General features: G+C 58.6%; 21 protein-coding genes. 6 read left to right on the plus strand and 15 right to left on the minus strand.

Annotated elements, in window-relative coordinates; all coding sequences use genetic code 11:
• Positions 1 to 70: 70 nt before the first annotated feature.
• The 6 genes from ACYVAC_RS21765 to ACYVAC_RS21790 form a co-directional block, all read right to left on the minus strand.
• Positions 71 to 1039: a hypothetical protein gene (locus ACYVAC_RS21765; protein ID WP_461099932.1), complete on the minus strand. Its 969-nt coding sequence runs from the start codon at positions 1037 to 1039 to the stop codon at positions 71 to 73.
• The gene (locus tag ACYVAC_RS21770; RefSeq protein WP_461099933.1) at positions 1039 to 1587 is read right to left on the minus strand and encodes an NADH-quinone oxidoreductase subunit B; all 549 of its coding nucleotides are present in this window, start codon (positions 1585 to 1587) and stop codon (positions 1039 to 1041) included. The genes ACYVAC_RS21765 and ACYVAC_RS21770 overlap by 1 nt, the downstream gene beginning before the upstream one ends.
• Positions 1588 to 1608: 21 nt before the next feature.
• The gene (locus ACYVAC_RS21775) at positions 1609 to 2076 is read right to left on the minus strand and encodes an NADH-quinone oxidoreductase subunit A (RefSeq protein ID WP_461099934.1); all 468 of its coding nucleotides are present in this window, start codon (positions 2074 to 2076) and stop codon (positions 1609 to 1611) included.
• 50 nt (positions 2077 to 2126) lie between these two features.
• Positions 2127 to 2732, minus strand: a complete 606-nt coding sequence (locus ACYVAC_RS21780; protein WP_461099935.1) for a porin family protein — start codon at positions 2730 to 2732, stop codon at positions 2127 to 2129.
• Between the two features lie 138 nt (positions 2733 to 2870).
• Entirely contained in the window at positions 2871 to 3431 is a 561-nt protein-coding gene (locus ACYVAC_RS21785; protein WP_461099936.1) for a YqgE/AlgH family protein, read from the minus strand.
• Between the two features lie 109 nt (positions 3432 to 3540).
• Positions 3541 to 4143 carry a DUF4230 domain-containing protein gene (locus ACYVAC_RS21790; RefSeq protein WP_461099937.1) on the minus strand — a complete coding sequence of 201 codons (603 nt, stop codon included), beginning with the start codon at positions 4141 to 4143 and terminating at the stop codon, positions 3541 to 3543.
• Between the two features lie 154 nt (positions 4144 to 4297).
• On the opposite strand from ACYVAC_RS21790, the gene ACYVAC_RS21795 reads away from it, so the two are divergent.
• On the plus strand, positions 4298 to 5368 hold the full coding sequence (locus tag ACYVAC_RS21795) for a PLP-dependent cysteine synthase family protein (RefSeq protein WP_461099938.1): 1071 nt from the start codon (positions 4298 to 4300) through the stop codon (positions 5366 to 5368).
• A 72-nt stretch (positions 5369 to 5440) separates the two neighbouring features.
• Here the strand turns inward: ACYVAC_RS21795 and hemA are convergent, their stop codons facing one another.
• On the minus strand, positions 5441 to 6736 hold the full coding sequence (gene hemA, locus ACYVAC_RS21800; protein ID WP_461099939.1) for a glutamyl-tRNA reductase: 1296 nt from the start codon (positions 6734 to 6736) through the stop codon (positions 5441 to 5443).
• A gap of 308 nt (positions 6737 to 7044) precedes the next feature.
• Between hemA and ACYVAC_RS21805 the strand changes: the two genes are divergently transcribed.
• Positions 7045 to 8250 (plus strand): sensor histidine kinase, encoded by a 1206-nt coding sequence (locus ACYVAC_RS21805; protein WP_461099940.1) that lies wholly within the window; start codon positions 7045 to 7047, stop codon positions 8248 to 8250.
• 4 nt (positions 8251 to 8254) lie between these two features.
• Here the strand turns inward: ACYVAC_RS21805 and ACYVAC_RS21810 are convergent, their stop codons facing one another.
• Positions 8255 to 8800, minus strand: a complete 546-nt coding sequence (locus ACYVAC_RS21810; RefSeq protein WP_461099941.1) for a hypothetical protein — start codon at positions 8798 to 8800, stop codon at positions 8255 to 8257.
• Positions 8801 to 8838: 38 nt separating this feature from the next.
• Between ACYVAC_RS21810 and ACYVAC_RS21815 the strand changes: the two genes are divergently transcribed.
• Positions 8839 to 9903, plus strand: a complete 1065-nt coding sequence (locus tag ACYVAC_RS21815; RefSeq protein WP_461099942.1) for an acyl transferase — start codon at positions 8839 to 8841, stop codon at positions 9901 to 9903.
• Positions 9904 to 9981: 78 nt separating this feature from the next.
• Here the strand turns inward: ACYVAC_RS21815 and ACYVAC_RS21820 are convergent, their stop codons facing one another.
• Positions 9982 to 11133, minus strand: coding sequence for a sigma-54-dependent transcriptional regulator (locus tag ACYVAC_RS21820; protein ID WP_461099943.1), 1152 nt, complete (start codon positions 11131 to 11133; stop codon positions 9982 to 9984).
• A gap of 301 nt (positions 11134 to 11434) precedes the next feature.
• Here ACYVAC_RS21820 and ACYVAC_RS21825 point away from each other — a divergent pair, with 301 nt between their 5' ends.
• Positions 11435 to 12385: an alpha/beta hydrolase gene (locus tag ACYVAC_RS21825; RefSeq protein ID WP_461099944.1), complete on the plus strand. Its 951-nt coding sequence runs from the start codon at positions 11435 to 11437 to the stop codon at positions 12383 to 12385.
• Positions 12386 to 12390: 5 nt separating this feature from the next.
• On the opposite strand, the gene ACYVAC_RS21830 is transcribed toward ACYVAC_RS21825, so the two are convergent.
• From ACYVAC_RS21830 to ACYVAC_RS21850, 5 genes are all read right to left on the minus strand, one after another.
• Positions 12391 to 12918: a DUF2911 domain-containing protein gene (locus ACYVAC_RS21830; RefSeq protein ID WP_461099945.1), complete on the minus strand. Its 528-nt coding sequence runs from the start codon at positions 12916 to 12918 to the stop codon at positions 12391 to 12393.
• Positions 12919 to 12920: 2 nt separating this feature from the next.
• Positions 12921 to 15086, minus strand: coding sequence for a penicillin-binding protein (locus ACYVAC_RS21835; RefSeq protein ID WP_461099946.1), 2166 nt, complete (start codon positions 15084 to 15086; stop codon positions 12921 to 12923).
• A complete protein-coding gene (locus ACYVAC_RS21840) occupies positions 15073 to 15477 on the minus strand; it encodes an FtsL-like putative cell division protein (protein WP_461099947.1) in 405 nt (134 codons plus the stop codon). Before ACYVAC_RS21840 ends, ACYVAC_RS21835 begins: the two co-directional genes overlap by 14 nt.
• Before the next feature lie 128 nt (positions 15478 to 15605).
• Positions 15606 to 17099 (minus strand): M20/M25/M40 family metallo-hydrolase, encoded by a 1494-nt coding sequence (locus tag ACYVAC_RS21845; protein WP_461099948.1) that lies wholly within the window; start codon positions 17097 to 17099, stop codon positions 15606 to 15608.
• 114 nt (positions 17100 to 17213) lie between these two features.
• On the minus strand, positions 17214 to 17936 hold the full coding sequence (locus ACYVAC_RS21850; protein WP_461099949.1) for a DUF3431 domain-containing protein: 723 nt from the start codon (positions 17934 to 17936) through the stop codon (positions 17214 to 17216).
• Between the two features lie 55 nt (positions 17937 to 17991).
• Between ACYVAC_RS21850 and ACYVAC_RS21855 the strand changes: the two genes are divergently transcribed.
• Both ACYVAC_RS21855 and ACYVAC_RS21860 read left to right on the plus strand, forming a co-directional pair.
• Complete coding sequence (locus tag ACYVAC_RS21855) at positions 17992 to 20124, plus strand: S9 family peptidase (RefSeq protein WP_461099950.1); 2133 nt, start codon at positions 17992 to 17994, stop codon at positions 20122 to 20124.
• Between the two features lie 154 nt (positions 20125 to 20278).
• Positions 20279 to 21358 (plus strand): J domain-containing protein, encoded by a 1080-nt coding sequence (locus ACYVAC_RS21860; RefSeq protein ID WP_461099951.1) that lies wholly within the window; start codon positions 20279 to 20281, stop codon positions 21356 to 21358.
• 100 nt (positions 21359 to 21458) lie between these two features.
• Here ACYVAC_RS21860 and ACYVAC_RS21865 read toward each other — a convergent pair whose 3' ends face one another.
• Complete coding sequence (locus ACYVAC_RS21865) at positions 21459 to 22874, minus strand: Gfo/Idh/MocA family protein (RefSeq protein ID WP_461099952.1); 1416 nt, start codon at positions 22872 to 22874, stop codon at positions 21459 to 21461.
• Positions 22875 to 22896: the final 22 nt, after the last annotated feature.

Consider the following 22896-nt stretch of genomic DNA (forward strand, 5'->3'; position numbering starts at 1 on the left):
GAAGAAGGGTCTAATTTATCCACAAGTATACGAAGCGGCCGGAGAAGATTGGGGAAAAGCCGCCAATCGCCTAATCGGCCAACGGTCGCGGCTGATCGTCGGGCGAGGGAGCGAGAGGTTCCGGCAGAACGGGTGCTGGCGCCGGTGCTACCGGCCGCGGCAGGTACTCCCCTGCTTGCCAAGCCGTGCCGAGCCACCAGATTCTGAGTCCCGTCCGGGCAAAAATAAGCGCCTGCTGTACCAGAAACAGCAGCAGTATGCCAGGCCAGCCCCCAGCGCCCAGCAGGCTTTCGACCCCAAAATACAGGCCGAACAGGGCCGTACCGATTCCTATCAGCAGCAGATAACTGCCATAGGTAGTCGCCAGGTTGCGGAACACCAGGCGGCCGGCCAGCCCAAAGGCCCGGAAAGCCCCCCGCGCGTCGTTGCGCACGAGCAGCACTTTGGCCATATCGCCGATGCAGAGCAGCAGCGTAGCCGTCAGGGCAAACCCGGCGAACGCACCGGCACTGAGCCAGAATACACCCCGCTCCGAGTACGCGTCGGACAGGCCCGCACCGAGCAGAATGCCCACCAGCAGCCAGATCACGGCACTCACCACCACAAACAGCAGCGTAACGCCAAATGCGCCCAGCATACGCCCGACATACAGGCTGCAGCCCTGCCAGAACGCACCGGCCGCAAAGCGGCTGTCGGAGCCCACGGGTTGGCCCGGCAAACCGGTCAGCTGCGCAAACCGGAGCAGAATGCCGCCCGCCAGAAAAATGGTAAGAAACAGATAGGTGAGGTTCACCCAGCGCACCACGCCCAGCAGCGCCTTCACGGCCCCGCCACTGCGACTCAGAAAGTCGGTAACTACGGTGTAGTCGAAACCGTCGAGCAGGCGCAGAAACGCCAGCGAATCCTGGTCTTCGGTCTGGATCATGCTGTAGGTGGGCAGGGCCACCAGCAGTCCCAGCACCAGGGTCATGCCGTAGATCAGCCAGACCATTCGAAGCGAGTCGATAGTCTGACGCAGAGCGGTCAGGAGGTAGGTCATCAGGCGCGCGACCCGGCCGCATCGGCGTCGGCGGGTCTATCGGCCGAAAGTACGATTTCTTTGTTGCCCAGCAACGGGTGCTCGGTCCGGATTTTTTCCTGCAGTTTCAGAAACCCGTCGATCAGGGCTTCGGGGCGGGGCGGGCAGCCCGGCACGTACACATCGACCGGAATAATGCGGTCAACGCCTTTCACTACGTGGTAGCCATGCTGCCAGTAGGGCCCGCCACAGTTGGAGCAGGAACCCATCGAAATCACGTAGCGGGGTTCCGCCATCTGCTCATAGAGCCGCCGGATACGGTCGGCCATTTTATAGGTCACTGTACCCGAAACAATCATGATGTCGGCCTGCCGGGGCGAGGGGCGCGGAAAGATACCGAACCGTTCCAGGTCGTAGTTCGACGCCATGGCCCCGATCATCTCGATGGCGCAGCAGGCCAGCCCAAACGTCAGCGGCCAGAGCGATTTCTCGCGCGACCAGTTCAGCAGTTCTTCGGAACGGATCAGCATCACGCCCGCGTCGCCGGATTTATCGGTTGATGGAGTCATAACGGTTGGTCGAAACGGCGGTCAGCGCCGGTATTTTTCGTTGACAGCCCGGTAGAGGTCGGTCGGTACGGGCGTATCGACGGTAGGAACCGTGGGTCGGGGTTTCACCCAGTCGAGGTATCCCTTAGCCCAGACGTAGGCCAGCCCCAGGGCCAGTATTACCACAAAGAGCACCACTTCGGTTAGCGCAAACCAACCCCACAGGCCCCCCGTCTCCTCAATCAACCGCGCCTGCCCGAAAACAGTTGCCCACGGGAACAGAAATACCAGTTCGACATCGAACAGCACGAACACCAGCGCTACGACGTAGAACCGGGTGTTGAACTGTACGTTGGCATTGCCCACCGGCTCTTCGCCCGATTCGTAGGTGCTGTTTTTTTCAACGTTCGGGCGGTTGGGCCGCAGGAGGCTCGCACCAAACAGCACCAGGGCGATAAACGCGAAGGCCGCCAGGATAAACAGCAGTATAAAACCGAAATCAGACAGCATACGGCAAATCGGGTTGGGGCAGGCGACCCGTCAGGTCGCCTGCGGATGGCTTACCGCTTTTTCTTGGGGTACAGGTTATACACAATGGCCGCCTGAAAAACCCGGTTGTTGTAGGTTGCCGTTGGCTCGGGCGATACATTGGCGAAGCCATACACATAGCGTACGTGCAGGCTAAACTTATCGAGCATGTCCAGAAAATCGTAGTGGGCACCCACCACGGCTCCCACGTCGGTCGACAAGCCCGGGCCGCCCGACTTACCCGCGTTGAGGGCGTAGCTAAACTCCGGCCCGGCCTGCAGCGTAAGCCCTTCGGTTGGAATATAGCCCAGCAGCAGCGGCACACTCACGTAGGGGTAATTGACTTTGGTGGTTGTTCGACCCCCTACCTGCTCGGTCTGGAAGGTGCCACCCTTGATCTGTAACAGCACTTCAGGCTGCACCACAAACTTGTTGATGCGGTAGCGATACATAACGCCCAGCACCGGATCGAGCTTCTGCTTCGGAATGTTGGCCGACGTACCCGAGATACTGATTCGGGTCAGCGAACCGCCCAGCTTAACGCCAAAATGGCCACCGTGTGGGTTATTACTTTGGGCTTTCGTCAGAAACGGTGCGGTCAGCAGCAGGGTAAAGAGGAGAAGTCGGGACGTGTGCATACAGGACAGATAAATGAAAACGATGTCGTTCGATAACGCGTTTTCAGCCTGCAAAATTGGTTAAAAAAAGTTAAGATGTCGCACCCGCCCGGTTGGTCCGGCCACGCCCTTCAGGCTTCCGACGGACCCCGGCATTGGCTAATTCAGGCCGGGGTCGGTCGGGTAGAGCGCAATGGCACCATAGAGCCCACCCATCTGTTCCAGCACCTCACGCCAGAAATCGTCGGTTGGCGTATTGAACAGAAAATCGCTGGTGGTGCGGCTGATGATCCACGACCGCAGTTCGATCTCGTATTCCAGCTGGCCACCGTCCCAGCCCGAATAGCCCAGGAAAAATCGGATGTCATCGCCCGTCAGGGTACCGATATTAATGGCCTGCTTCACCTGCTCGAAGTCGCCACTCCAGTACAGGTCCGGCTCCACCCGAATCGACCCTTCGATCAGGTCGGGCCGGCGGTGCAGGTAGTGCAGGGTATTTTGCTGCACAGGCCCCCCCACAAACAGCGGCAGGTCGGCATAGATATCATCGATCACGTCGCCCAGCTGCAGGTCGGTAGCCTGGTTCAGCACCAGCCCAAACGTACCGGCGGCACTATGTTCACAAACCAGCACAACACTGCGGACGAAATTGCCGTCGCCCAGAAACGGCTCGGCAATCAGTAGGCTTCCTGATGACACGGACGAGTTGTTGGCGTTCATGAGCAGAAACGAAAAGTAGATAGTCGAAATAACGATATGCGCGCTTGCTTACCAAACCAATGGCCCATTAAGACGGGCGGGCTGACCCATTTTTGCCGGAAGCGGGCCCCTAGCCGTCTGTTGCCGGGAACACAAACCCTACCTTTTTACCCGATATACGCTCCAGCAGCGGCTTGAGCAGCCGGTCGGCATTCTGCCGGGTCTGATCCAGAATCCCTCCCGACAGGGCGGCCTGTCTGATTTGTTTCTCGGCTTGCCGGTAGGCATCGCTCACGAGCTGCGACTCGTTCAGAAACGCGAAATGGGTATCGTAGACCCGCGATCGGTCGTGGTTGATCTTCCAGCTGCACAGCTCCGGCAGGGGCAGCTGAATCGTTACGGAATCAGCCGTGGCCGTAATATCGCCGGGCCTTACCCGCGCCAGATCCAGGCAACCGGTCGCTTCACCTTCCACAATCAGCACGGCGTTGGCATTGGGCAGCAGTGTGTTGATCTGTTCATGCTCGACAATATCCTTGAAGGTGTATTTTACCAGTTCCAGGCGGCCCAGGGTCGTTATTTCTTTCAGCACGATCTGCCGGGTGTCGGGGGCTTCGCGCCGGAACCGACGCAACAGATCGGCCCCGCGCACCTGCTCCCAGAGTGCAATCAGGCCGGCTACCAGCACAAGCAGCAGGCATAGCCGCAGTAAAACCGTAAGTAAACGTGACATGGTGGTTAGTGGCCGGCGGATGAATCGTCGCGCCGACCTGTAGGGTATTAACGCGGGAAATCGACGCGTAGTTTGCCCCTGACCCAATCCGTAGCGGCCCGATTACGCCCTCAACCCGTATCTTTCGACCGGTTTATCCGTAACGACCCGCCGTATGCCTACACCACCCAACGCCAGCCTGCTGACGGCCCGGACCCAGGAAAAATTCGAACACCTCTGGCACCTGGTCGGCAATACGCCCATGCTCGAACTGTTCTACACCGATGAGGGTCAGGAACGCTCACTCTATGTCAAGTGCGAACACTATAACCTGACCGGCAGCATGAAAGACCGCATGGCCCTGCATGTGCTGCACCAGGCCTACCGGCACGGCCACATCCGGCCAGGCGACCGCATTGTCGAAGCCACAAGTGGCAGCTCGGGCATTGCGTTTGCCGCCGTGGGCCGTGCCCTGGGGCATCCTGTCACCATCATCATGCCGGCCGGCATCAGCCAGGAGCGTATCGACATCATTCGCAGCCTGGGCGCCGACATCGTCTTGTTTACGAAGGAAGAAGGCGGCTTTATGGGTGCCATCCGCCGGTCCGAAGCGCTGGCCGCCAGCGATCCGACGGTGTTTCTGCCCCGTCAGTTTGCCAACCAGTTCAATGCCGAGTCGCACCGGCTTACCACCGGTAAGGAGATCTGGCTGCAACTGCAGAATGTTGATGTCACCCCCGATGCGTTTGTAGCGGGCGTGGGCACGGGGGGCACCGTGATGGGTGTGGGCCGCTACCTCAAATCGCGCCGGCCCGACATCCGGATTCACCCCCTCGAACCCGCCGAATCGCCCACGCTCTCGGTAGGCTATAAAACCGGTACCCACCGCATTCAGGGCTTCTTCGACGAATTTATTCCCGACATTCTGAAGCTCGACGAACTCGACCCGGTGGTACAGGCCAACGACGGCGATGCTATTCTGATGGCCCAGCAGCTGGCCATACACCTCGGCCTGGCGGTGGGCATTTCGTCGGGCGCCAACCTGATCGGTGCCATCAAGCTGCAGCGGGCCATGGGGCCACAGGCCCGGGTGGTCACGATTCTGTGCGACAGCAACAAAAAATACCTCAGCACAGATCTAGTGAAGGCCGAACCCATCAAACCCGGCTACGTATCGCCCGCCATTCAGTTTACCGACTACCGGCCCATCAGCCGACTGACCATGAACCGGCCGGGGGTTTTCTGAGTATTCAGGCCACAAAAAAGCGTCCCGGCCAGTGCACTGGCCGGGACGCTTTTTTGTATATCGGAGAGGTACCTAGTAGCGTTTATGCTCGTCGGCGGGCTGGTTTTCGAGATCGAACAGGTCGTTGAGCACGTCGATCAGGGTTTCGGCTTCGCCCCGCTTGCAGGCGGCTTTCAGCTGTAGCACCGGCAGTTTGATGATTTTCTGCATGATTCCCTTCGTGATCCGGTCTACTTTTTCCGATTCGTCGGGAGTCAGGTGTTTCAGGTGCCGGGCAATCTCATCCCGCCGAATCTGCTCGAGGGCGTTCTTGAGTTTGTTGATCGTTGGCGACACCATCATTTCTTTCGACCAGTCGCCAAATTCAGCGACCGACTGGGTGATGAGGGCTTCGACCTGCGGCACGGCCGCCAGACGCCGGTTGAGGGCCTCATCGGCGCGGCTCTGAATGTGGTCGATGTTATAGACCAGTACGCCCGCAATCTGCTCGATGGCGGCATCGATGCTGCGTGGTACCGAGAGGTCGATAAAATACTTGAACGTAACGACGTTGACCGACGCCAGAAACGCCGGCGTAATGAGGGGCTCGTCGCGCTGCACCGACGAGATGATTACGTCGGCCCGCTGAATCTCGGCAGCCAGATCCGCCCAATCGGCCACGCGGAACGTTGTCGACTGCGCCAGCGCTTCGGCTTTCGAGCGTGTTCGGTTGATGAGTGTCAGGTTGCGCAGGCCACGGGCTTCGAGGTTGCGGAACACATCGGTACCGATCTCGCCCAGCCCAACCACCAGAATCGCCGGATCGGGCTTCTGCCCCACCAGCTCGTCGATCAGCTCGACCGATGCATACGATACCGACGCAGCCCCATCGCGAAACGAGGTTTCCTGCGCGACCCGCTTGTTGGTAAAGAAAATGGTGTGCATCAACCGATGCAGAAACGGACCCGCCATATCGAGGTCGGCCGACCACTGGTAGGCATGCTTGACCTGATTGGGAATCTGCATATCGCCGACCACCTGCGAGTGCAGGCCGGTACTCACCTCAAACAGGTGCCGGACAGCGGCCTGGTGATCGGTGAAAAATTCAAAATAGGGAACGTACTGCTCCGTATCGGTCAGCCCCTTCTCGATCAGCATCAGCCGAACGATCTCGCTGCCGATTTCGCCCTGCGTAGCGGCACCGTCGAACGCATAATACACCTCCGTGCGGTTACAGGTCGAGATAACGAGCAGATCGGTCAGGGTGAAGAAATCCCGCAGCCGAAGCATGAACCGTTTGGCCTCGTCTTCGTTTAGTGCAATTAGATCGCGAATCCGGAGGGGAGCCGTCTTGTACGATAAACTAATTGATCGGAAGGTATCTAACATTATTGATAAACACGCTAATGGCCGCTGGCCACCACAAAATTACGCCACAATTACCGGACATGGAAACAAGCGCTGACCGCCGACACCTTATTTAGAATCCATCTAAACTGGTTTGACTCTTCTGGCTTCCGTCCTATTTGCGTATGTAACAAAGAGGGGGTGTCAGACGTTCGGTTTAGGCACGGTTCTGGCTATTTTTATGCCTGCTCACCGCCATCGGGCGCAGGCGGCCTGCCCGGCTAATCGTTCATGAATCGTGCCTGTCTGCCGCCATCGGCACCGGTTGTCAGTGGTTTCTTTCCACGTCTATGCTTAAATCGTTTGATATCTATAATCAGAATAACGTTCTGAAAATCATCATTGCGGTCAACCTGCTGCTGGTCGGTACGGCTTCGCTGCTGTATACCAACCGGCTGATCAACAAGCTGGAAGACCGCGAGGAGCAGTATGTGCAGCTCTATGCCAAAAGCATTGCTTACCTGGTCGATCCCAACCACGAAAGTTCGGGCGATCTGACGTTTGTGACCAGCGAAATTCTGGAAGCCAACCGCACCATTCCGGCCATCTATGTGGACCCCAATGGCGAGATTGCCAAGCCCAACAACATTACGCTGGCGGCCGGCCTGAGCGATCAGGAAAAACAGCAGGAGCTGCGCCGGATGATTGTTGAGATGCGGAAGCGCCACTCACCCGTACTGGTCGAGATCGGCAATGGCGAGCGCGGGCTGGTGTATTACAACAACTCACCCCTGCTGCGACAGCTTACCTACTTTCCCTACGCTCTGTTCACCATTCTGCTGGCGCTGAGCGTACTGGCTTATCTGGCGTTCAGTTCATCGCGCCGGGCCGAACAGAACCGGGTGTGGGTGGGGCTGGCCAAAGAAACGGCTCACCAGCTGGGCACACCCATGTCGTCGCTGATGGCGTGGGTCGAGTACATGCGCTCCGATCCGGCGCAGTACGATGAATCCATTACCGATGAGATTCAGAAGGATGTACAGCGACTCGAAACCATTACGGCCCGGTTCTCGAGTATCGGCTCCATACCGACCCTTAAACCCGAAAACATCAACGACACGGTGAGCCAGTTTACCGATTACCTCGCCCGGCGCATTTCGACCAAGGTGAAGATGAGTCTGACGAGCCAGATTCCGGCCGATCAGACGGTGCGGATCAACAAACTGCTGTTTGAGTGGGTCATCGAGAATATCTGCAAAAACGCCGTCGACGCTATGAAAGGTGTGGGCGAGTTGCGGTTGACCATGAGAAACCTACCGAACCAGCAGATTGCCATCGACATTACCGACACGGGTAAGGGCATTTCAAAAGCAAACATGCAGAAGGTGTTCAACCCCGGTTTCAGCACCAAACAGCGGGGCTGGGGCCTGGGCCTTACCCTGGCCAAGCGCATTGTGGAAGAATACCACAGCGGCCGGCTGTTTGTTAAAAGTTCGGAGGTGGGCAAGGGCACCACGTTCCGGATCGTACTGAGCGGCAAGATCGACGAGGACTGATGGGCTAGTTGCGCGGAAACGGCACCGTAACGGTGTCGGTTTCGATCACATTGCTCACGTTGAGCGCCCGGTCGCGGATGCGGATCTGGAATTTGACCGGAAACAACTGAAAGCTATTGCCGTAGGGAAACGTCGAACTGAAATCGAGCGTGCCTTCGATGGGCCCCTTCGGTTTGTTTTTGGTCAGATCGGGAAAGTACAGCGTTTTGTTGATCGGCAGGATCACTTCCTGATACTGGCGGTTGACGAGCCGGAACGTGCGGATCTCGTAGTTGCCCCAGCCGCCGTTGCTGGCATACAGCGCCGAATCGGCTTTCGACACGGGCGTATCGTTGCCCATGTTGCCATCGCCGTCTTTAAAACCAACCGTCACCACAACCGAATCGCGTTTCGACTGCCCCACGCCTTTACCGGCTTCGATGGTATAGCGGAACAGGCCCCGGAACTCAATAGCCGGCGTGTCGGCATAGTTAGGCTCGTTGAAGCAGCTCGTCAGGAGAAGCGCCAGCCCCAGCGCCAGGCCGTACGGTTGAATTTGTTTCCGTCGCATACTGTTGTACTCGTGTTGCAATAAACGCTTACGTTACTTTGTCGTTTTCTTTTTCGCTTCCTGCCGACGCGGCCGCCTGGCGGCACGCACTCCGGGCTCAGATTCTGACGGTCGATCCGGCAGGTTTCGATGCGCTGGCGCTGGCCGTTTTCCGCTACCAGGCCGCCCACAATCCCGTCTACGCCCGTTACCTGCATCACTTGCAGATTCGCCCCGACACCGTAACAGCGCCCGACCGGATTCCGTTTATGCCGATCGGCTTTTTCAAGACCCAGCATATCCTGTCGGGGTTGGATCAGGCGCAGGCTACGACCGGCCAGTTGCTGACCTTTGCCAGCAGCGGCACGACGGGCGAGCAGACCAGCCAGCATTATGTAGCCGATCCGGCTCTGTATGACGACGTCTGCGTCCGGATTTTCGAGCAGGTTTACGGCTCCCTCAACAGGCTGGCCATACTGGCTCTGTTACCGTCTTACCTTGAACGAAATAACTCGTCGCTGGTGTATATGGTCCGGCAATTTATGACCCGTTCGGGGCACCCCCTGTCGGGCTTTTTTCTCAACGATCATCAGGAGCTGACCAGCCGCCTGGCCCACCTGGGTCAGCAGGGGCAGCGTACGCTTCTGATCGGGGTTACGTTTGGCCTGCTCGACTGGGCGGAGTCGGCCACCGGCCGGCTGGCCACGGCTCATCATCCGGCCCTGACGGTCATGGAAACCGGCGGCATGAAAGGTCGGCGCAAGGAGCTGCTCCGCGACGAGGTGCATCAGCTGCTCACGACCCAACTGGGTATCGACCGGGTTCATTCAGAATACGGAATGACCGAGCTGCTGTCGCAGGCCTACTCGACCGGCGAAGGCGTTTTTGCGCCCAGCCCCACGCTGCGGGTACTACTCCGCGACATCAACGACCCCTTTGCCATCTACCCCACCGACTACACCCGCACGGGCGGCATCAACGTGATCGACCTGGCGAACCTCGACTCCTGCTCGTTTATCGAAACCCAGGATCTGGGGCAGTACGTCGGCACCGATGGCTCGTTCCGCGTCATCGGCCGCTTCGACAACGCCGACATACGGGGGTGTAATCTGATGGTGTTGTAAATGAGTGATTGAGTGGTTGAGCCATTGAGTGAAAGGGCGCACTCACTCAATCACGCAACCACTCAATCACGCATTGCCCTAGGCATACGCCCGTACATCGTCGAGCGTGATTTCGTCGCCACACATAATCACGAGCCGCTCGACCACGTTGCGCAGTTCGCGCACGTTACCAGTCCAGGGCAGCGACTGGAGGTAGGTTACGGCATCGGGCAGCAAATCTTTCGGGGGCGCGCCATATTCGTTGGCGATATCCTGCAGAAACTTATCGACCAGCAGCGGAATGTCGACCCGTCGATCGGCCAGGGGCGGTACGTGAATCAGAATCACGCTTAGCCGGTGGAACAAGTCTTCGCGGAAATTACCGTTAACGATCTCCTGCCGGAGGTCTTTGTTGGTAGCGGCAATGACCCGTACGTTGACTTTTATTTCCTTATCGCCCCCAACCCGGGTAATCTTGTTTTCCTGCAATGCCCGCAGCACCTTGGCCTGCGCCGACAGGCTCATATCGCCGATCTCATCGAGAAACAGCGTACCGCCGTCGGCCTGCTCGAACTTACCCACACGCCGGGCACTGGCACCGGTAAAGGCCCCGCGCTCATGACCGAAGAGCTCGCTCTCGATCAGTTCGCTCGGAATGGCCGCGCAGTTGACTTCCACGAGCGGCATGGCCGAACGGCTGCCTTTTTCGTGAATCTGCTTGGCCACCATTTCCTTACCCGAGCCGTTGGCCCCGGTAATCAGCACGCGGGCTTCGGTAGCCGCCACGCGGTTGATGGTTTCCTTGACACGCCGGATCGGGTCTGAGTCGCCCACGATTTCGTTGAGCTTGTAGATCCGCTTCTTCAGCGTCTTGGTTTCCTGCTCGAGCTTAGACCGCTCAATGGCGTTGCGGATGGTAATCAGCAGCCGGTTCAGATCGGGTGGTTTGGTAACGAAGTCGAAGGCACCGCTTTTGGTGGCTTCGACGGCGTTTTCCACATTGCCATAGGCCGAGATCATAACGAACTGCGTGCCTTTACTGGTCTCTTTGGCTTTCTGGAGCATCTCCAGCCCATTGAGTTTGGGCATCGAAATATCGCACAGCGCCACGTCATACTGTGTGCGCTGCAGCATGTTCAGCCCCTCTTCACCGTCGCGGGCTTCGTCTACTTCGTAGCCTTCGTATTCGAGAATATCGCGCAGCGCGGCCCGAATAGACTTCTCGTCGTCAACGATAAGTAGTTTAGCCATAAACCTGTACCGATTTCATTTGGATTAGTAAGCCCGAAAGTAGGCATATTTAAGACTGATTTCGCAAGGCGTCGACAGCAAAATTTGTTTGCGGTAACGCCCGATTCGTTTACTACCGGACAAATGTCGAAACGAACTGCGTTTCTGGTGACGTCTGCTCCCTGTCTTCGACAACCGTTGCTGCCTGGTCAGTAACAGTCTCGTCGAAACGCAGCGGGCCTGCGTACACAAGCCAGACGCTTTCTACGTTAGTAAACCGGGAGAAACACCCAGTTTTTTCACTTTGTCAGCCCAACCCAGTATGCCTATTCGTACCCTTCTTCTGGTTTTGTGTCTGGCTGGCCTGCTGCTGCCAACCGCCAACGGACAGTCGCGCCGACGGGAGCGGCTGACCAACCCGACCGCCAACACCCCCGTTCCGGTAGTGGCGGCTCCGCAGGCGCAACTGCTCGAGAGTCTGCTGCTACATAGCTCGGTGCTCAATCGACCGGTTCGCTACTCCATTTACCTGCCCCCCGATTATTATACCTCAAACCGCCGGTACCCGGTTGTGTACCTACTTCACGGCTATGGCGACGACGAAACCAGCTGGATTCAATATGGCGAAGCCGACCGGCTGGCCGACAGCGGCATTCGGGCCGGCGAACTGCCCCCTATGATTCTGGTTATGCCCAATGCCGGTGGATCGTGGTATATCAACGACTACCAGAGTAAGGTACGTTATGAAGATATGGTGGTGCAGGAACTGATTCCGCACATCGACTCCACGTTCCGCACGCGCACCCAGCGCCAGTTTCGGGGGGTAGCCGGCCTGTCGATGGGCGGTTTCGGCGCACTCGTGCTGGCCATGCACCACCCCGATCTGTTCAGCGCCTGTGGGGCCATGAGCGCATCGGCCCGCACCGACGAGATGCTGATGGCACTGCCCGCCGAACGCTACAATCAGATGCTGGCCCCCGTACTGAGTGGCCCCGTATCGGGCGCCGACCGCCTGACGCTGACTTGGAAACGCAATAGCCCCATCATTCTGGCCCGGTCGGCGCCGGCAACCGACTTGACCCGTGTGCGCTGGTTTATCGACTGTGGCGACGACGATGCCCTCAGCGAGGGCAATGCCATGCTTCACATCGAACTGGGCAAACGGGCCATCGCTCACGAATACCGCGTTCGCGACGGCGGACATACCTGGACCTACTGGCGCACGAGCCTGCCCGACGTGCTGTCGTTCATGGCACTTTCATTCCGACGGTAAGTAGTCTAGCGCTTACGGATCGGAATGATGGCTTCGGTTTTATCCCAGCCCAGGGTCATGTCGGTACCGTCTCCGCTGGGCATGAAGTTGATAAAGAACTGCTCGGCCACCCGATGCCGGGTCCGGCTCACGATCGGCACCCGCAGCACGTCTTTTGTCTGATCGTAGTTGGTACCCCACTGCCCCGTTTCGGCGTTGAAAATGGCGATCCAGCCATCGGCCGACGGAATGGTCCAGAGCGAATACGTACCCTCGTCGAGGGGTTGCCCCGCCACAAAGACGTTCTGATCGAAGTCGACCACGGTGGCTTCGTTGGCCCCGGTGCGCCACACCTGCCCATAGGGCACAAGACCGCCGAAAACCTTGCGGCCTTTTTTAAACGGCTGGCAGTAGTCGACCCGCACCTGCAGCCCATTCTGGCTTATTTCGGCTACGGCCTCCGGGCTTTTCGATTTAGTCCAGCTGCGCAGGGCGAAGAAGCCCGCCAGCAGCACAACGGCCACAATGCCGATGATAATCAGGATACGTTTCATACTCAGGTATTCGAATTAGGTGTTTTTCCGACCGGTCGTTCCGGACTGAGGGTGAGCATAATATCTTTACGGCCTTCGCCCGGCGCGCGGCTTCCGGGCTCAATCGACTGCACACTTACCTTGCCCTGCCCCTGCACCGTAACGCGGAAGCCCCGGTTTTCGAGCAGAAAGAGGGCATCGCGCAAACTCAGCCCCCGCACATCGGGTACCTGCTCAGGTCGCGTCGGGCGCTCTTTCCAGCGGCCACCGGGCGTGGCTTCGATCCAGCCTTCGGCATTGGGCGACTGGCTCAGGTTGATTGTTGAACCAATGGTATGCAGATCGTCGGCATACCCCGCCAGCAGGCCCGGCGCCGTTGGCAGCGACCGGTTGCCCGCCCGCACCGGCTCGTGCATCCGGACATCGTAGGCCACGATCCGGTCGGCAACTTCCTTAAACACGGGGGCAGCCACCGCACCCGCGTAGAGCAGGTCGACGTTGTTGCCCTGCGGACTGTCGACCATGGCAATCATGCTGTATTTGGGTTTGTTGGCGGGGAAATAGCCAATAAACGAAGTATAGTATTTTCCCACCTGATACTGCCCGTTCTCGATTTTCTGCGCCGTACCGGTTTTGCCGGCAATGGCATAGTAAGGATTGTCGATATGCCGGGCCGTACCCCGAACCACCACGCCCCGCAACAGGTCTTGCACCTGCCGCAGCGTTGTTGGCGAGCAGATGGGTTCGGCCAGCACGTAAGGCTTATTGTCCACAACGATTTCGTTGGCCAGCTTAACCTGCTTCACCAGCATGGGGCGCACCCAGTGTCCGTTGTTGGCCACGGCGTTGTAAAGCGCCAGCATTTGCAGGGGGGTCTGCCGCATCTCGTAGCCGATAGCCATGTAGGCCAGTGAGGTTTTGCTCCAGCCTTTCATATCGGGATTCCGCATAAACGGCGACACCTCGCCCCGCATGTGAATGCCCGTCGGCGCGTTCAGGTGAAACTGCCGCAGCAACTGGCAGTAGTCGTTGGGGCGGCTGTAGAAGTAGCGCTGCATGAGCAGGTGAATCCCTACGTTCGATGATTTCTCGAATACCTGCTGGGCCGTTATGGTGCCAAAGCCCACCCGGTGCGCGTCGGAGATCAGGGCGCCTTTATACTTGATCCGACCGTCGCCGGTGGCCACAGTCTGGTTCAGGGTAATGGCTTTCCGCTCGAGCAGGGCCATCATGGTGGCCAGCTTGAAGGTCGAGCCAGGGTCGGTACCGCCGGCCAGCGCGTGGTTGAAGTTCTCGATGTACTTAACCATGCCCGCTTTGTCGGTAGTCCGGCTGAGGTTGGCCATAGCCCTGATCTCGCCCGTTGCCACTTCCATCACAATCACGCAGCCCTTGAGCGCATTGTATTTTTCGAGCGTGGTCCGCAGCGCCGACTCCGCCATGTCCTGGTAGTTGACATCGATCGTCGTATAGAGATCCATGCCCGGCTCAGGCTTCATGTCGGGGCCATCGTCGACGGGTTTCCGTACGCCCCCCGACAGTACTTCGACCAGGCCCACGGCGTTGTGGCCGGCCAGGGCCTGCTGAAAGCTGGCCTCAAGCCCCCGCTGCCCGCGTCCGGTAGCCGGGTCGAGGTTGCCGATAGTCCGTTCGGCCATGGTGCCAAACGGGTGGTAGCGTTCGTAATAGGGTCGCAGCACCCCACCCCGGGCCGCCACGCGATTGGTCGACCGGAAGAAAGGCCATTTGAGCATCATCTGCCGCTCTTCGAAGGTCACGCGCCGGCGGTTGAGCAGCACGTATCGGCGGCCATTGGCGCGGGCATCGCGTACCAGATCGGCGTAGTCGCGGGGTGAGCGGTCTTTGTAGATACGTGACAGCAGCAGGCCCAGCGAGTCGATTTTCTTTTTGAAGTACTCGTCTTTGGCAATGGTCGGATCGAGCCCTACCACATACGAGGGCAGCGAGGTAGCCATCAGACTGCCGTCGAGAGCGTAGATGTTGCCCCGCATGGCCTTGATGGTATCCTGCTGGTATTTGGCTTCGGCGCGTTCGCTCCAGCGCTTGCCTTTGAAGGTCTGGAAATACTGCACGTAAACCAGCCGCATCATAATGCAGATGGCCAGGGCAAACACCACGTAGGATACGTGCTCGGCCCGCTGAATGATCTGTTCCTTATGGTTCGACATGGTCGACAACGATTTTATGGGGCGGGGTCTGACTACCGGTCAGGCCAAGGGCCGATACCCGGCGCGATATCTCCGACTGCCGGCCGCTCTTGTCGAAATTGGCGCGCATGACGGTGGCCTGCGAGCGTTTTTCGTCGAGCTGCACCCGCGTCGCCTGAATCCGGCGGACGAGCCGCTCGGCGTTGTGGTTGCAGTAGATGTAGAAGATGATCAGCAGCGTGACCCACAGAATGCGGTCGATGTGGCGCAGCGGCCAGGCGTTGTCTTCACCAAAAAGCCGGTCGAGCCGGATAAAGCTGTTCAGCCACGACGCCAGCCGGCGTTTACGGCGGGCCTGCGCCGGCCCCGTACCCTGTCCGGGCGGGGGTGTCCGGAACGTGTTTTTTGCCATGGTGTGAAACGGGTTATGGGCGTATGCAAAGTAACAAAATCGGGCGCGTAACGACCACAAACGGCGGGGCCGGTCTGCCATCTTTTTTCAACAGACAGCAGACCGGCCCCCACCAGCACCACTCCGGCCTAGTCGGCCCAGCGCCACTCGTTGGCAATCTGGAGTGGGGTTCGCAGCCCCTGTCCTACCAGATACTCACGGGTTTGGGCGTCGGTCTGCCGACGGGTCGGAATGGTTTCGGCATCGGCCAGGGCGTAGAGCAGCATGGCTGAGTACCGTACGGTATTTTTTAGCTGTCCCGCGTTGACAAGGTTGATGCGGTCGCAGTTGGCGTGGTAACAATCGAGCACGTTTCGGTCGAGGTGTCCATTCATGCCCACCACCGGCACCCCCTGCAGCATGAAAGGCTGGTGGTCGGAGTGCAGCCCGGCCTGATTCTGCAGCTGATTGCCAAAGGCCGGGTCGGTCTGCTTCATCACGTCGCCGATGGTTGTCAGCATCGACACCATATCGGGTCGCCCGAAGGCGTTGAGCCCCGTGGGGTCGTTGGTCATGTCGAGGTTGAGCATATACCGCACCTTATCGAGTTCACCCCGGCGGGTGAGGTTCTCAACCATGGCACGCGACCCCAGCAGGCCCTGCTCCTCGCCCATAAACAGCACAAACTGAATGGTGCGTTTAGGTTTGAGTTTAAGCGTCCGGAAGGTGCGGGCAATATCCATCACGGCAAACGAACCGATGCCGTTGTCAATGGCCCCCGTGGCCAGATCCCACGAGTCGAGGTGGCCGCCCACAATGATTTTCTCGTCGGGGTAGGTCGACCCTTTGAGCGTGGCAATCACGTTGCGGGCCCGGATCTTCTGGCTCTTGTTGGTCATGTCGATCACCGCGTGCAGGCGGCTGGGCTCATCGGCCATCCAGCTCCGCAGCGCCTGCCCACTCTCGAGCGAAATGCAGACCGACGGAATCGGGATCAGCTTACCCGTTACGGATGCCGTACCGGTCAGCAGCACGTTGCCCGGCACCAGATTGACCATAATGACACCCGTAGCCCCGTACTGAATGGCCAGCGCCGTTTTTTCGGACCGGTGCAGGTTGCGGGCGCCTTTGGTAGGGGCCGCCAGACCAATGTTGACCAGCACCACCTTGCCGCGGATTTTATCTTTCAGCCCGGCAAAGTCGCCTTCGAGCCCGTTGCCGACGTCGACGATCTCGCCTTTCACGTGGGCTTCGACGGGCGAGTGGGCCAGGGCCACCACGGGCACCTCGCGGAAATTATCGCTCCGGTTGGGCACCACCGACAGCGTAACGGTATCGCGGCTCCACGACTCCACTTCAAACGGTTCGTACTGAACATCTTTGAAGCCGTACGATTTCAGCAGGTCGAAGGCGTAGGTTTCGGCACGGGCGCCGTTGGGACTGCCCGTCAGCCGGTGCCCAATCTGTTTCGATGCGTCGGCCAGGGTTTCGTAGGCCCGGCTGTGGCTCATCACCTCGTTGTTGATACGGGCAAACGCTTTTTCAAGCGAAATGCGTTCGGGATTGCTGAGCGAAAAAAAACCGGCCGTACCCAGCGTTAACAGGACCAGCCGGAACAAAGACACGTAGCGTGTTCGGTGCATAAAGTGAGGGTAACGTTTCGTCAATAAATATAGGGAAAGAGCCTGGTTTTCCGAGCCCTGATGAGTAGACAACAGAACGCCGGTATTCGTTTAAGGTCGGGCAAAAAATAACCACTACTGCGGCCCTTCGGGCGACTGGTGGCGCATGGGCTTCAGGTAAACGGTTTCCCGGCCGGCCAGCCAGCCGGGGTCGAGGCCAACCAGGCCAAACACGCGGTCCCAGCTCCGCTCGAAGCAGTGAGCCGCATCGGGAAACGTGACCGATACGGACAGGGCATTGCGGTAGAAATCGAGCGGCTGCCGACGGATGGCATCGCGGTGAATGGCAAACTGGGCACCCAGCACGAAGGTGTAGCGTTCGGGTCCATCGGTACCGAACAGCGCGCGGTGGAAACCCAGCAGGTCGAGGCCGCGCCCATTCTCGTTTTTGCTCCAGGGCCGAAACAGCCGGTTGCCGGCGTTATCGTCGGTGTCGATGAGGTGACCCAGCCAGCGAAACGGCGGCCCGGTCAGGTCGGCCAGCGTGGTGGGCTCGCTGTACTGACGCAGGGTTTTCTTGAAATCGAAGGCGTGGTCGAACGGCTTGCCCTGGCAGAAAATGGTCCAGTCGGCCAGGCTGTCGTAGCGCTCCACGATGTGGTGGAGGTAGGTATGGGCTTCGCGGCCGATGTTGGGCAGACGGATGGCGCGCGGACCGCCCGACCCGTCGGGGCTTTTGTCGTAGACGGTAATGGTCAGGCCCGTCGACCAGCCGGCGGGGGTTTTATGGGCCGGCAGGTTGTGGAGCCAGTTGAGGTTCTCGGTATAGCGGGCAACCACCAGTTCGGGTTGAATCATACCGGCAAAGATGCAGCAATCGCTTATTTTTACGAACCGCCTGCTGAACTCATCCATGAAACAGACCTGTTTTACCCTTATTACCACCCTCACGCTGTACAGCATGACCCAAGCTCAGACCCCGGTGCCGCCCAAAGCGGCTGTGAAGCCGAAAGAACTCGTGACCAACGGCCACAAACGGACGGATAATTACTACTACCTCAACGAACGCGAAAACCCGGAGGTAATCAGCTACCTCAATGCCGAAAACGCTTACCTCGATCAGGTGCTGGCCCCCGTCAAAGACCTGCAGACCAAACTCTTCGACGAAATGAAGGGGCGGATCAAGCAGCAGGATGAGTCGGTGCCCTACAAGGAAGGCAATTATTACTACTACACGCGGTTCATTACGGGTGGCGAGTACCCCATCTACTGCCGCCGGAAAGGCTCGATGCAGGGGCCCGAAGAAATCATGTTCGACGGCAATGCACTGGCCAAAGGACACAACTACTACCAGCTGGGAGGCTACGATATTTCGGACAACGAAGAACTGGCCATTTTTTCGGAAGACACCGTGAGCCGGCGGCTCTATACGCTGCGCATCAAAAACCTGAAAACCGGCCAGGTCTACCCCGAAGCCATTCCGAATACGGAGGGCGGCTCGGTGGCCTGGGCAGCCGACAACAAAACGCTGTTCTACGTAAAGAAAGACCCGCAGACCCTGCTCGGCTACCAGGTTTACCGCCACGTGCTGGGCACCGATCCGAAACAGGACGTGCTGGTGTTCGAAGAAAAAGACAACCAGTACTACATGGGGCTGGGCCGCTCGAAGTCGAAGAAATACATCGAAATCAGCTCCGACCACAATGGTGTGGCCACCGAGTATATGCTGCTCGAAGCCAGCAAACCGACGGGTGCTTTCACGTCGTTTCTACCCCGCCAGAAGGGCCACGAATACGACATCGTACACTACCAGAACAAGTTTTACGTCCGCACCAACTGGAACGCCGAAAACTTCCGGCTGATGGAAGTGCCTGAGGGCAAAACCACCGACCGGGCCAACTGGAAAGAAGTGATTGCCCACCGCCCCGACGTGTATCTGGGCAATATGGATGTGTTTGCCAACTACCTCGTACTGGGCGAGCGCAAGGCGGGCCTGACCAATATCCGGGTTATCCGCCAGAAACAAACCGGCGATCCGGCCAAAGACGACAGCTACCTCGACTTTGGCGAACCAGCCTACGTGGCGGGCATCGGCTACAACCCCGATTTCAACACCAGCGTGCTGCGGTTCGGCTACTCGTCGCTGACGACCCCATCGTCGACGTTCGACTACAACATGGACACCAAAACCAAAACACTGCTGAAACAGCAGGAGGTGCTGGGTGGCTTCAACAAAGACAATTACGTGTCGGAGCGGGTTTACGCCACTGTCCGCGATGGTGTGCAGGTGCCGGTCTCGATCGTGTATCGGAAAGGCACCAAAAAAGACGGCACCGCTCCGCTGCTGCAGTATGCCTACGGGTCGTACGGCTATTCGACCGATCCGGGCTTCAGCTCCACGCGCCTGAGCCTGCTCGACCGGGGCTTTATCTACGCCATTGCCCACATTCGGGGCGGGCAGGAAATGGGCCGCCGGTGGTATGAAGACGGGAAGATGCTGAAGAAGAAAAACACCTTCAACGATTTCGTCGACGTATCGAACTACCTCATCAAGAACAAATACACCGCTGCCGACAAGCTGTTTGCCATGGGCGGCAGCGCCGGTGGGCTGCTGATGGGTGCCGTGATCAACCAGGCCCCCCAGCTTTACAAAGGCGTGGTGGCCGCCGTGCCGTTTGTCGACGTGGTGACAACCATGCTCGACGAAAGCATCCCGCTCACCACGGGTGAGTTTGAAGAATGGGGCAACCCCAAAAACAAAGCTTATTACGACTACATGCTGTCGTACTCGCCCTACGACAACGTGACCAAGCAGGCTTACCCGAACCTGCTCGTGACAACGGGCCTGCACGATTCGCAGGTGCAGTACTGGGAGCCCGCCAAATGGGTTGCCAAGCTGCGCACCCTGAAAACCGATACCAACCAGTTGCTGCTGCACACCAATATGGAAGCCGGTCACGGTGGCGCATCGGGTCGTTTTCAGGCGCTCAGGGAAATCGCTCTCGAATACGCTTTCATGCTCAACCTGCTCGGCGAGCGGCAGTAACCGCAGTGATATGCCCGGTAGAGACGCAACATGTTGCGTTTCTACCGGGCGTATTTATCGATCTACGCAAGGGGGATACTGACGACTGTCGGTATCCCCCTTGCTGTAAAAAGCGCCGGACACCAAAACGGTGCCGGCGGGGTTATAGCTGTAGATGACGAATGATACCAACCTCGTTCGGATTGCCCTGTCGGGGCCGAACGCCAAACCGCTGTCGAAAGTACAAAAGGAGTTTAACCGGCTATCGGCCCGGGTGGCCGAGCTTGAAAAACAACTGACCGACTACCGCGCCAGTGTCGATGCCGTGCAGCAACGCATTCAGCAGGATTACCTGCCGTTGCTGAACGCCTACAACCAGTCTCGTGCCGACCTGGTCCGGCTCTTCGACCGCTATTACGATAACCCCGAGGCCACCCGCCCCGAACGGCGCAAGCTGGCCCGCCTGATTGTCGATATGGGCGAAGATTTACTCTTTCGCCACGGCTTTGCCGACCTGCGTCCGATTGTCGGCAAATACAGTCAGCAGGATATGGACCAGGCCGACGATGCCGTTCAGCCACTGGAGCAGATGAAGCAGCAGGCTGCGGCTACCTATGGCCTCGATCTGGACGACCTCTCGTTTGAATCGCCCGAGGAGCTGATGACCTACATCGAACAGCAGGTACGGGAACGGCAGGCCGCGCAGGAACAGCGCCAGTCCCAATCCGAACAGGCGAAGTCGGCGCAACAGCAGGCCAGTGACGCCAAACAGGCCGCCAAACTGCAGCAGACAACCCGAACGATCCGAACGTTATACCGCGACCTGGTAAAAGCCTACCACCCCGACCGCGAGCCCGACGAAGCCGAAAAAGAACGCAAAACGGCCATTATGCAGCGGATTACGGAAGCCTATGAGAAGGGCGATCTGATGGCGTTGCTCCGGTTGCAGCTCACCCTGAGCGAACTCGATCAGGAACGCGTCAACGCCCTGGCCGATGAACCGCTCCGGCAATACAACAAGCTTCTGAAACAGCAGATCGACCGGCTGACTGACGAGTTGATGGAGCGGCAGCAGTATATGGCCTCGCTGCTGAGTCGGCCACTAACCAGCGTACAGTCGACGTTTGGGCTGGAAATCAGCATTGGGGAGGCCGTCAACGCGCTCAAACGCGACGTGAAAGCCATCAAACAGCAGCTCAAAAGCCTGACCCAGCCTGCTTTTCTGAAAGCCTGGCTGCAGGCGTATTACGGGTAACCGATAAAAGAAGAGATAGACGAAAGAAGAAATAGACAAGAGAAGAAAGACCGTTCACCGCGATTCTTTCGTCTCTTGTCTATGCTCTTTCTTCTCCTTCCTACCCCAGAATTTTCATGCTGACTGGATCCCAGCCAACCACTTTTTTCTGGAAGTAACTCATGTTGCCGCACTGGGTAGGCCCGCAGGCGCGCAGCCCAAACGTAGCATCTTCCACGTTCGGCGTTTTGTCGCGAATCGAGCTGAAGAAATTGGCAAAGTGTTCGTACCGGTCGCCCTTGTAGTCTTTCGGAAACGTGTATTTAAACTCCTTCGGCCCATCGAGTTCGGGCTTGGGGGGATACAGCTTCGCGTACTCCTGCACGTACAGATCCTTCTGGTCTTTCGGAAAGTTGTCGATCGACATGCCGGGCGCTTTCGGGAATTTATTCCGGCGCACGGTCAGCGAGTCGAAGCCCAGCGACAGGTCGCCTTCGGTGCCCACGATCCGGACCAGGTAGCCCCCGCCCCCACCGTCAACGAAGTTCGAGCGGGTAGTCAGGTTGAACTCGGGATGCTCGGCCGTTTTGGGGTAGTCGTAGATACTCAGCTGAATATCGGGTACGTCGCGGCCATCTTTCCAATACCGGATTCCCCCGCTCGAGTACACGCGATTGGGCCCTTTGGAGCCGGTAATGGTGTGCAGCGAGGTTAGCAGGTGCACATATAGATCGCCGGCAATGCCGGTGCCATAGTCCTGGTAATTGCGCCAGCGGAAAAACCGGAGCGGATCCCAGGGGCGCTTGGGCGCGCTGCCCAGGTACGTATCCCAGTCGACAGTCTGGGGCGAAGCATCGGGCGGAATCGAGTACTGCCAGGCACCCATGGCGCTGTGGCGATCATACTGTGCTTCGGCAAATACCAGCTCGCCGATATCGCCGGCTTTAAGGAGTTCGCGGGCTTTAGCCACGATCAGCGAGCTGCCAAACTGGCTGCCCACCTGAAACACCTTCCCCGTTTCGCGGGCTACTTTGATAAGCGTGTGGCCGTCTTCGACTTTCTGAACCATGGGCTTCTCGCAGTACACGTGCTTGCCCTTGCGCATGGCGTCCGACGAGATTTTCTCATGCCAGTGGTCGGTGGTGGCATTGATCACGGCGTCGATGTCCTTCCGTTCGAGCAGTTCGCGGTAGTCGCGGGTAACGGTCAGGCCATCGCCCCAGAGTTCTTTGGCCCGACGCAGCCGGCCGTCGTAGAGGTCGCAGGCAGCCACCATCTCGATACCATCGACCATCAGCGCGGTCTGCGTATCGCCGATGCCCATGCCGCCCGTACCGATCAGGGCAATGCGCAGTTTGGTATTGGCGGCCGTGCTGGCGTGGTTGCGTACCAGATTCAGGTACTGCGGAGTGGCCGCGGGGGTTTTGGCGAGTGCCGCCGGAGCCGCGGCCACAGCCGTGCCGGCAACGCCCAGTTTTTTCAAAAACGACCGGCGTGACGATTGGCCGGCCGACTGGTCAGGGGTTTTGTTCTTCATTGCGTCAGAGGTAAGGAAAAAC

The organism is Spirosoma luteolum, from assembly GCF_054778875.1.

What these genes read in the sequence shown, in the direction of transcription:
- ACYVAC_RS21855 (WP_461099950.1), top strand. Translation starts at nt 17,992, where the DNA reads ATGAAACAGACCTGTTTTACCCTTATTACCACCCTCACGCTGTACAGC.
- ACYVAC_RS21845 (WP_461099948.1), bottom strand. Translation starts at nt 17,099, where the DNA reads ATGCACCGAACACGCTACGTGTCTTTGTTCCGGCTGGTCCTGTTAACG.
- ACYVAC_RS21770 (WP_461099933.1), bottom strand. Translation starts at nt 1,587, where the DNA reads ATGACTCCATCAACCGATAAATCCGGCGACGCGGGCGTGATGCTGATC.
- ACYVAC_RS21825 (WP_461099944.1), top strand. Translation starts at nt 11,435, where the DNA reads ATGCCTATTCGTACCCTTCTTCTGGTTTTGTGTCTGGCTGGCCTGCTG.
- ACYVAC_RS21780 (WP_461099935.1), bottom strand. Translation starts at nt 2,732, where the DNA reads ATGCACACGTCCCGACTTCTCCTCTTTACCCTGCTGCTGACCGCACCG.
- ACYVAC_RS21850 (WP_461099949.1), bottom strand. Translation starts at nt 17,936, where the DNA reads ATGATTCAACCCGAACTGGTGGTTGCCCGCTATACCGAGAACCTCAAC.
- ACYVAC_RS21785 (WP_461099936.1), bottom strand. Translation starts at nt 3,431, where the DNA reads ATGAACGCCAACAACTCGTCCGTGTCATCAGGAAGCCTACTGATTGCC.
- ACYVAC_RS21860 (WP_461099951.1), top strand. Translation starts at nt 20,279, where the DNA reads ATGACGAATGATACCAACCTCGTTCGGATTGCCCTGTCGGGGCCGAAC.
- ACYVAC_RS21840 (WP_461099947.1), bottom strand. Translation starts at nt 15,477, where the DNA reads ATGGCAAAAAACACGTTCCGGACACCCCCGCCCGGACAGGGTACGGGG.
- ACYVAC_RS21820 (WP_461099943.1), bottom strand. Translation starts at nt 11,133, where the DNA reads ATGGCTAAACTACTTATCGTTGACGACGAGAAGTCTATTCGGGCCGCG.
- ACYVAC_RS21795 (WP_461099938.1), top strand. Translation starts at nt 4,298, where the DNA reads ATGCCTACACCACCCAACGCCAGCCTGCTGACGGCCCGGACCCAGGAA.
- hemA (WP_461099939.1), bottom strand. Translation starts at nt 6,736, where the DNA reads ATGTTAGATACCTTCCGATCAATTAGTTTATCGTACAAGACGGCTCCC.
- ACYVAC_RS21790 (WP_461099937.1), bottom strand. Translation starts at nt 4,143, where the DNA reads ATGTCACGTTTACTTACGGTTTTACTGCGGCTATGCCTGCTGCTTGTG.
- ACYVAC_RS21810 (WP_461099941.1), bottom strand. Translation starts at nt 8,800, where the DNA reads ATGCGACGGAAACAAATTCAACCGTACGGCCTGGCGCTGGGGCTGGCG.
- ACYVAC_RS21830 (WP_461099945.1), bottom strand. Translation starts at nt 12,918, where the DNA reads ATGAAACGTATCCTGATTATCATCGGCATTGTGGCCGTTGTGCTGCTG.
- ACYVAC_RS21865 (WP_461099952.1), bottom strand. Translation starts at nt 22,874, where the DNA reads ATGAAGAACAAAACCCCTGACCAGTCGGCCGGCCAATCGTCACGCCGG.
- ACYVAC_RS21765 (WP_461099932.1), bottom strand. Translation starts at nt 1,039, where the DNA reads ATGACCTACCTCCTGACCGCTCTGCGTCAGACTATCGACTCGCTTCGA.
- ACYVAC_RS21775 (WP_461099934.1), bottom strand. Translation starts at nt 2,076, where the DNA reads ATGCTGTCTGATTTCGGTTTTATACTGCTGTTTATCCTGGCGGCCTTC.
- ACYVAC_RS21835 (WP_461099946.1), bottom strand. Translation starts at nt 15,086, where the DNA reads ATGTCGAACCATAAGGAACAGATCATTCAGCGGGCCGAGCACGTATCC.
- ACYVAC_RS21805 (WP_461099940.1), top strand. Translation starts at nt 7,045, where the DNA reads ATGCTTAAATCGTTTGATATCTATAATCAGAATAACGTTCTGAAAATC.